The sequence below is a fragment of the Rhizobium sp. AAP43 genome (genome assembly GCF_001296045.1).
Lineage (GTDB): Bacteria > Pseudomonadota > Alphaproteobacteria > Rhizobiales > Rhizobiaceae > Allorhizobium.
Map to the genome: position 1 here is coordinate 25,480 of NZ_LJHS01000066.1, position 12,354 is coordinate 37,833.

Annotated in this window: 9 protein-coding genes; 8 read left to right on the plus strand and 1 reads right to left on the minus strand. The window is 63.0% G+C overall.

Going from position 1 to position 12,354, the window contains the following annotated elements:
- The first annotated feature begins 127 nt into the window (after nucleotides 1–127).
- From ccmI to IP76_RS22320, 4 genes are all read left to right on the plus strand, one after another.
- The gene (gene ccmI, locus IP76_RS22305; protein WP_054160443.1) at nucleotides 128–1,381 is read left to right on the plus strand and encodes a c-type cytochrome biogenesis protein CcmI; all 1,254 of its coding nucleotides are present in this window, start codon (nucleotides 128–130) and stop codon (nucleotides 1,379–1,381) included.
- Complete coding sequence (gene ccmE, locus IP76_RS22310; protein WP_054160444.1) at nucleotides 1,378–1,830, plus strand: cytochrome c maturation protein CcmE; 453 nt, start codon at nucleotides 1,378–1,380, stop codon at nucleotides 1,828–1,830. Before ccmI ends, ccmE begins: the two co-directional genes overlap by 4 nt.
- Entirely contained in the window at nucleotides 1,827–3,815 is a 1,989-nt protein-coding gene (locus tag IP76_RS22315; protein WP_054160445.1) for a heme lyase CcmF/NrfE family subunit, read from the plus strand. The genes ccmE and IP76_RS22315 overlap by 4 nt, the downstream gene beginning before the upstream one ends.
- 173 nt (nucleotides 3,816–3,988) lie before the next feature.
- Nucleotides 3,989–4,411, plus strand: a complete 423-nt coding sequence (locus IP76_RS22320; protein WP_054160446.1) for a cytochrome c-type biogenesis protein — start codon at nucleotides 3,989–3,991, stop codon at nucleotides 4,409–4,411.
- 531 nt (nucleotides 4,412–4,942) lie between these two features.
- Here the strand turns inward: IP76_RS22320 and IP76_RS22995 are convergent.
- Entirely contained in the window at nucleotides 4,943–5,179 is a 237-nt protein-coding gene (locus IP76_RS22995) for a CopG family ribbon-helix-helix protein (RefSeq protein WP_082352684.1), read from the minus strand.
- A 218-nt stretch (nucleotides 5,180–5,397) separates the two neighbouring features.
- Here IP76_RS22995 and IP76_RS22330 point away from each other — a divergent pair, with 218 nt between their 5' ends.
- The 4 genes from IP76_RS22330 to IP76_RS22345 all read left to right on the plus strand — a co-directional run bounded on the left by IP76_RS22330 (nucleotide 5,398) and on the right by IP76_RS22345 (nucleotide 12,287).
- A complete protein-coding gene (locus IP76_RS22330) occupies nucleotides 5,398–6,978 on the plus strand; it encodes a Do family serine endopeptidase (protein WP_054160509.1) in 1,581 nt (526 codons plus the stop codon).
- Between the two features lie 116 nt (nucleotides 6,979–7,094).
- A complete protein-coding gene (locus IP76_RS22335) occupies nucleotides 7,095–7,853 on the plus strand; it encodes a response regulator transcription factor (RefSeq protein WP_306765502.1) in 759 nt (252 codons plus the stop codon).
- 4 nt (nucleotides 7,854–7,857) lie between these two features.
- Nucleotides 7,858–9,273, plus strand: coding sequence for a HAMP domain-containing sensor histidine kinase (locus IP76_RS22340; RefSeq protein ID WP_054160448.1), 1,416 nt, complete (start codon nucleotides 7,858–7,860; stop codon nucleotides 9,271–9,273).
- Between the two features lie 56 nt (nucleotides 9,274–9,329).
- Complete coding sequence (locus IP76_RS22345; RefSeq protein WP_054160449.1) at nucleotides 9,330–12,287, plus strand: bifunctional [glutamine synthetase] adenylyltransferase/[glutamine synthetase]-adenylyl-L-tyrosine phosphorylase; 2,958 nt, start codon at nucleotides 9,330–9,332, stop codon at nucleotides 12,285–12,287.
- The last annotated feature ends 67 nt before the right edge of the window (nucleotides 12,288–12,354 follow it).

Sequence of the window (12,354 nt, forward strand, 5' to 3'; positions counted from 1 at the left end):
ACTTGACTTGCATCAAGGATGGGCAGGTTATGGCGTCCTAGAGAGAGCTTGCGGCCAATCGCCTCAATTTTACGTCAGAGGCGGTTTGTCGATTGGAAAGCTCATTGCCTTGAAGTAATCGGTTCTCATGTTGTTCTGGATCATCGCCGCGCTTCTGACGGTCGTCGTCGCATTCATTCTCCTGTCGCCGTTGCTCAGGGCCAGGGCCCTCGCATCGCGCTATGAAGAGGGGGAGGCGGCGGTTTATCGTGACCAGTTGCGCGAACTCGAACGCGACCGCGCCGGCGGACTGATTTCCGCCGAGGAGGCCGACTATGCGCGGGCCGAAATCGGCCGGCGGCTTTTGGGTGTCGATGCGCGCGCCAAGGCTTCACCGCAGCCCGACGCGGGCGCGGCAGGCGAAGACGCCAAGGGTGAGGGTGCCAAGGGTGAGGCTGCCAAGGCGCCGAAACCCGGCCGCTACCGGCTGTCGCAGGCCTTCATCCTTCTCTGTCTTCCCGCAATCGGCCTTGCCGGTTATCTGGCGTCCGGCAATCCCGGCATGCCGGATGCCCCGCTTGCGGCACGGCTTGCCAATCCCGGCGACAATGTCGAGCTTCTGGTCGCCCAGGTCGAGCGACATCTTGCGACCAATCCCGAGGACGGCAATGGCTGGGCCGTGGTGGCGCCGGTCTATTTCCGCATGGGACGGCTTGAGGATGCAGAGCTTGCCTATCGCAATGCCATTCGGCTTCTCGGCCCAGATGCGGAACGCATGACCGGTTTTGGCGAAACGCTCGTGACCCGCAATGACGGCATTGTCGTGAAAGATGCGCAGCAGGCGTTCGAAGCGTCGCTGAAGATCGAGCCGAACAATCCGCGCGCCGACTATTATCTGGCGCTGGCGCTGGAGCAATCCGGCCGCCGGGCCGAGGCACTCGTTGCCTTCGAGAACATCGCCAAGGCATCGCCGCCGGAAGCCCCGTGGATGGAGCTGATCAACCGGCATATCGCGACCAACAGCGCCGGCCTGCCGCTGGCCGGTGGTGCGGCAACGCCGCCGGGTCTTGCCGCCAATCCGGCAGCCAGTGGCGCGCCGGCACCGCTCGGCAACCCGACCGCCGAGGATATTGCCAATGCGCAGGCCATGTCGACGGGCGACCGCAGCGAGATGATCCGCGGCATGGTGGCAAGCCTCGACGCCAAGCTGAAGGACGACCCCAAGAATTTTGAAGGCTGGATGCGTCTCGTGCGATCCTATGCCATGCTCAAGGACAAGGACCGCGCTCAAGGCGCGCTGCGGGATGGCCTCAAGGCCTTTCCGGCGGAGACCGCCGAGGGCCGGCAGCTGATCGCCATGGCGAGCGAACTTGGCCTTGAAGTCGAGGAGAAGACGCCGTGACCCGCAAGCAGAAGAGACTGGCCGTCATTGCCGGCGGCATGGGGTTTATTTTGGCAGCCGTGCTTTTGGTGATGTTCGCCTTCAGCCAGACCATTGCCTATTTCTACGTGCCCGGCGACTTGAAGACGGTGAAGCTCGATGCCGGCACGCGCATCCGGCTCGGCGGCCTCGTCGAAGATGGCTCGGTGAAGCGCGGTGAGGGCTCGACGATCACCTTTACCGTGACCGACACGCTGGCGACGGTGCCGGTGACCTATACGGGCATTCTGCCGGACCTCTTCCGCGAGGGGCAGGGCGTGGTGGCCGAGGGCAGTTTCCGCGAGGGCGACCGCGTCTTCGTGGCCGATACCGTGCTCGCCAAACACGACGAGACCTATATGCCGAAGGACGTCGCGGATCGTCTGAAGGCGCAAGGGGTGGAACTCAGCGGCAAGGAAAAGCTCCAATGATCGTTGAACTTGGTCACTATGCGCTGGTTCTGGCCCTTGCGGTCGCGCTGATCGTTTCCGTGCTCCCCGTGATCGGTGCCCGAAAGGGCGATGCGGCGATGATGGCGGTCGCGACATCAGGCACCTATGCGCTCTTCCTCCTGGTCGCGCTCTCCTTCGGCGTTCTGACCTACGCCTATGTCGTGTCCGACTTCTCGGTCCAGAACGTCTACGAGAACTCGCATTCGCTGAAGCCGATGATCTACAAGATCTCCGGCGTCTGGGGCAATCACGAGGGCTCGATGATGCTCTGGGTGCTGATCCTGACGCTGTTCAGCGCCATGGTCGCCTGGTTCGGCACCAATCTGCCGGATCGACTGAAGGCCAATGTTCTGTCCGTGCAGGCCTGGATCACCTCGGCATTTGCGCTCTTCATCCTGATGACCTCCAACCCGTTCAACCGGCTCTCGCCGATCCCGGGCGAGGGGCAGGACCTGAACCCCGTGTTGCAGGATGTGGGCCTCGCCATCCATCCGCCGCTTCTCTATCTCGGTTATGTCGGTTTTTCCGTCTGTTTCTCCTTTGCCATCGCCGCCCTGATGGACGGCCGCATCGATGCGGCCTGGGCACGCTGGGTCAGACCCTGGACGTTGGCCGCCTGGGTGTTTCTGACGGCTGGTATCGCCATGGGCTCCTACTGGGCCTATTACGAACTCGGCTGGGGCGGCTGGTGGTTCTGGGACCCGGTCGAAAACGCCTCCTTCATGCCGTGGCTTGCCGGAACCGCATTGCTGCATTCGGCGCTTGTCATGGAAAAGCGGGATGCCTTGAAGATCTGGACCGTGCTTTTGGCGATCATCGCCTTTTCGCTGTCGCTGCTCGGCACCTTCCTCGTCCGCTCAGGCGTTTTGACCTCCGTGCATGCCTTTGCCACCGACCCGACCCGTGGCGTTTTCATTCTCGGCATTCTCGTGATCTTCATCGGCGGTGCGCTGTCGCTCTTTGCCTTTCGTGCGCCGATGCTGAAGGCCGGTGGCCTATTCCAGCCGATCTCGCGCGAAGGCGCGCTGGTTCTCAACAATCTGATCCTGACGGTCTCGACCGCGACCGTCTTGATCGGCACGCTCTATCCGCTGCTTCTGGAAACGCTGACCGGCGAGAAGATCTCTGTCGGTGCGCCCTTCTTCAACATCACCTTCGGGCTGTTGATGATTCCGCTTCTGCTGGCCGTCCCGTTTGGTCCCTTCCTTGCCTGGAAGCGGGGCGATCTGCTCGGTGCCTTGCAGCGCCTGTACCTTGCGGCGGGCGTTGCGCTCGTGCTGGGTCTGGCGCTCTATTACGTCGAGCATGGCGGACCGGTCATGGCCGTTGGCGGCCTGGCGCTCGGTTTCTTTGTCATGGCCGGTGCTATTGCCGACCTCTTCTATCGCGGCGGCTTTGGCAAGCAGAGCTTTTCTGTGGCGCTCAGCCGGTTCAAGGGCCTGCCGCGCTCGGCTTTCGGCACGGCGCTCGCCCATTTCGGCCTCGGCGTGACGGTCATCGGGATTGTGGCCGTCACCACCTTCGAGACGGAAACCGTGGTCGAGATGAAGCCCGGCATGACGGCGGAAGCCGGCGGCTATGTGCTGACCTTTGATGGCATGCGGGCTGCAAGCGGCCCGAACTATACCGAGGATCAGGGCCATTTCACTATCCGCAAGGGCGGCGTCGAAGTGGCCGATGTCTGGTCGTCGAAGCGGCTCTATCCGGCGCGGCGCATGCCGACGACGGAAGCCGGGATCGTGACCTTCGGCTTTAGCCAGCTCTATGTCTCGCTGGGTGACCCCATGGCCGATGGCGGCATCGTGGTGCGCGTCTGGTGGAAGCCGTGGATCCTCTGCATCTGGTACGGCGCGCTTGTCATGATGGCGGGCGGGGTCGTCTCGCTGTCGGATCGCAGGCTTCGTGTCGGCGCGCCGAAACGGGCCAAGATCGCGGTGAAACCGGCACTGGAGGCTGCGGAATGAGCGCGCCGAGGAACCCCTCCCCAACCCCTCCCCGCAAGGGGGAGGGGCTTTTGCGCCGCATGCAGCCTTGGACGAAGGCGCAAGCGGCATCCGCGAGGTTTCTCCCCCCTTGTGGGGGAGATGGCCGGCAGGCCAGAGGGGGACTTTGGGCCGCACTTTTCACGCTCGCGCTGTTGTTCGCTCCGCTCCCGGCCCATGCCGTCAATCCCGACGAGGTGCTGTCCGATCCGGTGCTCGAACAGCGGGCGCGAACGCTGTCGGCGGAATTGCGCTGCATGGTCTGCCAGAACCAGTCGATCGACGATTCCAATGCCGAGCTTGCCCGCGACCTGCGCGTCGTGGTGCGCGAGCGGCTGGTGGATGGCGACAGCGACGCGCAGGTGCTGGACTATGTCGTGTCGCGTTACGGCGAATTCGTGCTGTTGAAGCCGCGGCTATCCGTGCGCACGCTGGCGCTCTGGGGGGCACCCTTTGTGCTGGTGGTGATCGGCCTGATCGTGGCGGTGGTCAGTGCCCGCAGGCGGGCGGCGCGGCCGACGGCCAAACTGTCGGCCGAGGAAGAGGCACGGCTGGGCAGGTTGCTCGACGGCGAGTGATCAGGGCGTTTCGAAGTCGGTGTCATCATCCAGCTGCAGGTCCGGTGTTCGCTCGCGACCATGACGGATCGTCAGAATTCGAACGCCATCGGGACCGACGTCATAGTGGATGTGATAGCCACCCAGAACGGCCGTCTTTTCGGAAGGTCAACGCGGTTCGCTGCCCTCTTGGTCTGCTCTGTCCAGCTTGTCGGATGAAGCCGCTGCCGGAGTCTAAGTGGGCCGCGTTCATGCCGTGGTCGTCCGAATCGCGCCTTAGGCTGTCAAGCGTGCCCTCGCTCTGCTGTTGATTGCTGGGGATAAGACGAAAAAGCCCAATAAAAAATCGATGGATATTGACCCGCTTCCTCCGAAGCAGCTTCTGTTGGGGCGTATTATTTACGCAAACGGAGCAAAGTATTTCGGATGAAGAAGTCTAGACAGAAAGTTGGCGAGAAGAACGAGATTAAGTTTTCTCTGAGTGGCGTCTCTGGCCGTGGCCCTTGGGGTGTCGCGGGGTCATGCCTCTTGGCAGTTCTTGTCATTTACTGGTCATCCGGTGCGTACACTCATCTCCTTGGCATCGATACCCTCTCCATTAGCGATTGCTCTCCGCGCTTCCGCAATCTCCAGGACCTCGCGCCCTTCCTGAGCCAAGTAACTCTTGAGCGCGCGCACGATGATCCAGCTGCGGCTCCGGTCGCAGGCACCGGCAACCGCTTCGGTTCCGGCGAGAACATCAAGCGGCAGTCGAAGTGTGATGGGATCAGACAATTGCTGTTTTGACATCATTTTTTACTCCGATTGTAATACGGAGCATAGGTCCATGCAGCCTCAAGTCAATTTGCGGCCCCTGTCGCCTCAATGTCCCGCAAACATTACGAAGATTTCATCCGCCGTACAGTTCGCCGTAAGGTGACAGCGCCTATATCTCTCCTCATCCACCGCTTCCCCACCGCCGGATCGTCCGGCGGCTCCAGTCAGAAGAACAGATGAAGGTAGATCACATGTCCGAGATCAAAGGTCGCTCGCTGAAGACGATCCTCAAGACTTCCACCACGGCTGGCCTTGCGGCCATGATGCTGGTGACGGCTGCCCCCTTCGCCGCTGTTCCGGCCTTGGCCGCGCCGGTCGAGGTGAACGCGCCGCAGGTGCCGAGCTTTGGCGACGTCGTCACGGCGGTCCTGCCGGCCGTAGTTTCCGTCCGCGTCCAGTCCAATGTTGCCGAAGAGGCATCCGAGGACAGCAATTACTCCTTCAATTTCGGCGGTCGCAACTTTGACGACCTGCCGGACGATCATCCGCTCAAGCGTTTCTTCCGCGAATTCGGCGGTCCTGGCATGGACGGCCCGCATGACGGCGGCCCACGCGCAGAACGGGGCGAGCGCGGTGAGCGCGGTGAGCGCGGCGAACGTGGTCAAGGACGCCTGCGTCCGACCGCGCAAGGCTCCGGCTTCTTCATCTCCGAGGATGGCTACATCGTCACCAACAACCACGTCATCGACGATGGTCAGGCCTTCACCGTGGTGCTGAACGACGGCAAGGAATACGATGCCAAGCTCGTCGGCAAGGACAGCCGCACCGACCTTGCGCTGCTGAAGGTCGACGCCAAGGATGTGAAGTTCACCTATGTGAAATTTGCCGATGACGAGAAGGTGCGCGTCGGTGACTGGGTCGTTGCGGTCGGCAATCCCTTCGGTCTCGGCGGTACGGTGACGGCGGGCATCATTTCCGCCCGTGGCCGTAATATCGGCTCCGGCCCGTACGACGACTACCTGCAGATCGACGCGGCCGTGAACCGCGGCAACTCCGGTGGTCCCGGCTTCAACCTGAACGGCGAAGTGGTCGGCATCAACACCGCGATCTTCTCGCCCTCCGGCGGCAATGTCGGCATCGCCTTTGCTATCCCGGCTTCGGTGGCGACAGATGTCATTGCCAAGCTGAAGGACAGCGGCACGGTGTCGCGTGGCTGGCTTGGCGTGCAGATCCAGCCGGTGACGCAGGACATCGCCGATAGCCTCGGACTTTCCGAAGACAGCGGCGCACTGGTCGTCGCCCCGCAGGCCGGGTCTCCGGGTGAGGCAGCCGGCATCAAGCAGGGCGATGTGGTAACGGCCGTCAACGGCGAACCGGTCAAGGACCCGCGCGATCTCGCGCGCCGCATCGCAGCCTTTGCCCCTGACACCACCGTGGATGTGACGCTGTGGCGCGATGGCAAGGCGACCGAGGTCAAGGTCAAGCTCGGCGAACTGCCGGCAGACCAGGCAGTCGCAGAGCCGAGCGAGAACGATGCAGCGCCGGCACCGGCTGCAGAGCAGGAACTGTCGGGCCTCGGCCTCTCCGTTCGGCCTGCGGATGGCGGTAAGGGCCTGTCGATCATCGATATCGACCCGGACAGCGATGCTGCCGACAAGGGCCTGAAGGCCGGCGAGACGATTACCTCGGTCAACAACCAGCAGGTATCCTCGGTGGCGGATGTCCAGAAGGTGATCGACCAGGCGAAGAAGGACGGCCGCACCCGGGCGCTGTTCCAGGTGGAATCCGAAGCGGGCAGCCGCTTCGTGGCACTGCCGATCAACCAGGGCTGATCATGACGTGAAGACGGGGCGTCGGCGGTTCGCGGACCGGCGGCGCCCCTTTTTCGTATCCGGATGTGGCCTCCGCCAGGGGCGGCGCGGCCAGACGTGATGGAAAGGACAAGAGCATGGGGATCGCTGACCAAGGACAGCCGACAAGCGGCGAAACCGTCTATACGGGCCCTGAGGCCGGCGCTAAGGTCGCGCACATGAAAATACTTGTCATTGAAGACGACCTGGAAGCTGCCGCCTACATGACGAAAGCCTTTCGCGAGGCAGGGATCGTTGCCGATCACGCCAGCGACGGCGAGAGCGGCCTCTTCATGGGCTCGGAAAACAGCTATGACGTGATGGTCGTCGACCGCATGCTGCCGCGCCGCGACGGGCTTTCCGTCATCAGCGAGCTGCGCAAGCGCGGCGTCGAGACGCCGGTGCTGATCCTGTCGGCTCTCGGACAGGTGGATGACCGCGTCACGGGCCTGCGCGCCGGTGGCGATGACTACCTGCCCAAGCCTTACGCCTTTTCCGAACTTCTGGCGCGTGTCGAGGTTCTTGGCCGGCGCAAGGGCAAGCCGGAACAGGACATGGCCTACCGCGTCGGCGATCTCGAGCTGGATCGGCTGTCGCATGAGGTCAAACGCGCTGGCAAGGACATCCTGTTGCAGCCGCGTGAATTCCGCCTGCTCGAATATCTGATGAAGAATGCCGGTCAGGTGGTGACCCGCACCATGCTGCTCGAACATGTCTGGGACTATCACTTCGACCCCCAGACCAATGTCATCGACGTGCATGTTTCGCGGCTGCGCTCGAAGATCGAGAAGGATTTCGACAAGCCATTGCTGAAAACCGTGCGCGGCGCGGGTTACATGATCAAGGACGAAGGCTGACATCATGGCGTCTTCGTCCCGCTTCGGCGTGCTGTTCAAGTCGACGGCGGTCCGCCTGTCTGCGCTCTATATCGTGCTCTTCGCGCTCTGCGCCGCCTTCCTCGTCTTTTATGTGACGGGGCTTTCCGAACGTATCCTCAACAACCAGACGCGCGATGCGCTGCGTCAGGAAGTGGAGGAGATCGAGGGCGCCTTTGATCGCGGCGGTATCAACCAGCTTTTGCGCACGCTGGAGCGGCGCGCCCGACAGCCGGGCGCCAATCTCTATGTCATGGCCGGGCCGAATGGCGAGATCCTGGCCGGCAACGTCGCCTCCGTGCAACCGGGCGTTTTCGACCACGAAGGCTGGACCGAATTTCCCTTCCGCTACCAGCGTTACACCGACAGCGGCGGCATCAAGCGGCACTTGGCGACGGCGCATATCTTCGTTCTGGAAAACGGCTTGCGCGTGCTGATCGGCCGCGATCTGGGCGAGCCGGGCAAGCTGCGCCAGCTGGTGCGCCAGGCGCTGATGGTGGCGCTTCTGATCATGGGTATCGGCGCGGTCGTCATCTGGTTTGCCATTGGCCGCAATGCGCTGAAGCGCATCGACCGGGTGTCTGCTGCCAGCCAGAAGATCATGGCCGGCGATCTGTCGCAGCGCTTGCCGGTTTCCGGCTCGGGTGACGAGTTCGACCGGCTTTCCTCCTCGCTGAACGGCATGCTCGGCCGGATCGAGCAGTTGAACGAGGGGCTGAAACAGGTTTCCGACAACATTGCCCATGACCTGAAGACGCCGCTGACCCGCCTGCGCAACAAGGCGACCGATGCGCTGGACGAGGACGATCCGGCGAGCCGAAGGGCGGCACTGGAAACCATTATCGGCGAGTCGGACCAGCTGATCCGCACCTTCAATGCGCTGTTGATGATCTCGCGCGTGGAAGCCGGGTCGATTGCCGCCGAACTCTCCGACATCGACGTATCGGCCATTGCCGCCGACAGCGCCGAACTCTACGAGCCGGTGGCCGAGGAAGAAGGGCAGGTCATGGATTGCCAGATCGCGCCGGGGCTTTCCGTGCGCGGCAACCGCGAACTGGTTGGTCAGGCGATTGCCAATCTCATCGACAATGCGATCAAGTATGGCGGGCAGGGCGAGACAGGATCGAGCATCGGCATTCGCGTTTCGCGCGGCGCACAGGGCGTGGAAGTCAGCATTTCGGATGAGGGACCGGGCATTCCGGCCGACAAGCGCGAAGACGTGGTCAAGCGCTTTGTTCGCCTGGACAAGAGCCGCTCCAAGCCCGGAACCGGCCTTGGCCTCTCGCTGGTGGAAGCGATCATGGCGCTGCATGGCGGACGGCTGATCCTCTCCGACACACGCGACCATGCCGAGTTTCCCGGCTTGACGGCCACCATGGTCTTTCCGGGATCAAAGCCGTAACGTGACGCCGCCAGCGAGATTCGGGGGACGGTCTCGCCTCAGGGAGGGAGACCGGCATGGAGCACAACCGCGCGAGACGATTGGCCGAGGTGGCGGAGGGCGTGATCCGTCCGCTTAACCAGACGGAAATGAAGGCGGCAACGGCGCTCCTCAAGGACCTGATCAAGCAGGAGCCCGGACTTGCCGACCATGTCGGCGTTGACGGCCCCCTGCGCAGCTTCCTGCTCGCCACCTTCACGCTCTCCCCCTATCTGCGCGATATTGCCAGTCTGCAGCCCGCTTTGCTTCTGCAAGCGCTCGAGGCGCCGCTTGAGCCGATGCTGGATGCAGCCGTTGCCGAGGCGCGGAATGCCTGGCGGCCGGATGAGGCGGGTCTGAACCCTGGTGAGGCCGAGGTCATGGCGCGGCTAAGACGCGCCAAGCGCAAGGTCGCCTTCTTCACTGCCCTTGCCGATCTCGCCCGGATCTTTACCGCCCGCGACACGACGGACTGGCTGACATCCGTGGCCGATGCCAGCGTTGCGGCCGCCATCGACCATCTTCTTTTGGCGGGCCATGATGGCGGCAAGCTTGTCGTCAAGGATCGGGCGCAGCCGGCAGAGGGCAGCGGGCTGATCGTGCTCGGCATGGGCAAGCATGGCGCGCGGGAACTCAACTATTCCTCCGACATCGATCTCGTTGTCTTCTACGATCCGGACGCGGGCATCCTGAAGGATCCCGAGGATGCGATGGAGACCTATGGCCGGATGATGCGCAGGCTTGTGCGCATCCTGCAGGAACGCACCGGCGACGGCTATGTCTTCCGCACGGACCTCAGGCTTCGACCCGATCCGGGCTCGACACCACTTGCCGTTCCCGTCGAGGCGGCGCTGATCTATTACGAAGGCCGTGGGCAGAACTGGGAGCGTGCGGCCTTCATCAAGGCGCGGCCGGTGGCCGGGGACCTGAAGGCTGGCGAAGGCTTCCTGCTCGAACTCGTGCCCTTCGTCTTCCGCAAATATCTCGACTATGCGGCGATTGCCGACATTCACTCGATCAAGCGGCAGATCCATGTGCACAAGGGCCATGGCGCAATCGCGGTGAAGGGCCACAATGTCAAACTCGGTCGTGGCGGCATTCGCGAGATCGAGTTCTTCGCCCAGACCCAGCAGCTGATTGCCGGCGGACGCATGCCGGACCTGCGCATCCGCGCCACGGAAGCGGCACTTCACGCGCTGGCCGCCGCGAAATGGGTCGATCCGCAGACGGCGGAGGAGCTGACGCAGTGCTACTGGTTCCTGCGGGACGTCGAGCATCGCATCCAGATGGTGCATGACGAGCAGACCCATGTTCTGCCGGAGACGGAAGCCGAGCTGAAGCGCATTGCCTTCATGCTGGGCTGCATCGACACGACAGAGTTTTCGCAGAGGCTGGAAGCCGTGCTGAAGACCGTCGAGAGATGTTACGCCCGGCTGTTTGAGAAGGAAGAGGGCCTGTCGACTGCGACCGGCAATCTGGTCTTCACTGGCCAGAAGGACGATCCCGACACGCTGAAGACGCTGAACGGTCTCGGCTTTGAGCGGCCGGAGGATATTTCCCGCGTCATCCGCACCTGGCATTACGGCCGCTACCGCGCCACGCAATCGGTGGAGGCGCGCGAGCGGCTGACCGAGATGACGCCGAGCCTGCTCAAGGCCTTCGGGGAAAGCCGAAGGGCAGACGAGGCGCTATTGCGTTTCGACACTTTCCTGGCCGGGCTTCCCGCCGGCATCCAGCTCTTCTCTCTGCTGGGCAATAATCCGGCGCTTCTGGATCTGATCGTCCGGATCATGGCGGCGGCACCGCGGCTGGCCGAGATCATTGCCGAGCGGCCGCATGTCTTTGACGGCATGCTCGATCCGGCGCTTCTGGTTGAACTCCCGACCAGGGACTACCTCGGCCGTCGCCTGAAGAGTTTCCTCTCAAGTGCGAGGCATTACGAGGAGATCCTCGATCGCTTGCGCATCTTTGCCGCCGAACAGCGCTTTTTGATCGGTATTCGCCTGCTGACCGGCTCGATCGCTGGTGGGCAGGCGGGCCATGCCTTTACCGACCTTGCCGGCCTCGTGATCGACGAGGCGCTGAAGGCGGTCGTGGCCGAGATGGAAGCCGCCCATGGCCGGGTTCCGGGCGGCTGCGTGGCGCTGGCGGGCATGGGCAAGCTCGGCTCCTTCGAATTGACCGCAGGCTCGGATGTCGACCTGATCCTGCTCTATGAACACGACGACGACGCGGTGGAAAGCGATGGCGCCAAACCGCTTGATCCGGTGCGCTACTATACCCGCCTGACGCAGCGGCTGATTGCGGCCTTGTCGGCGCCGACTGCCGAGGGCGTGCTGTATGAGGTCGACATGCGGCTGCGTCCCTCCGGCAACAAGGGGCCGGTGGCATCGAGGCTTCGGGCCTTTGCCAAGTATCAGCGCGAGGAGGCCTGGACCTGGGAACATATGGCCCTGTCGAGGGCGCGGATGATCTCCGGCGACGAGCGGCTCATCGAAGAGGCGGAGGCGATCATCGCCGAGATCCTCGCGGCCAAGCGCGACGAAGCGGTCGTTGCAAAAGACGTGGCCGAGATGCGCAAGCTGATCGAGGACGAAAAGCCGGCGAAGGACAGCTGGGACCTGAAGTTGATCCCGGGCGGGCTGATCGACATTGAATTCATCGCGCAATACCTGGCACTGGTGGCCCCTGCACAGGGGCGGCCGGTCCGGACCAATGGGCTGTCGACGGGAGATGCGCTGAAGGCTTTTGGCGATCTGATCGACCCGAATGACCGCGACACGTGCCTCGCAGCCTTGAAGCTCTATACCGATCTCTCCCAGGTCATCCGGCTGTGCATCGACGGCGGCTTCGACCCTGAGGCAGTGCCGGCCGGTCTGATCGATCTCGTGACGCGGGCGGCCGAATGCCCCGACCTGAAAACGACGGAGGCGGAGGTGAAGCGTTTGTCCAAGGCCGTGCGCAAGGTGTTCCTGCGGGTGGTTGCCAGACAATGAAGACATATCGGCCAGCGCCGATATAAGTAACGCCTAATTAATGAAAGCGTTGGATAGTTCCCTTGAT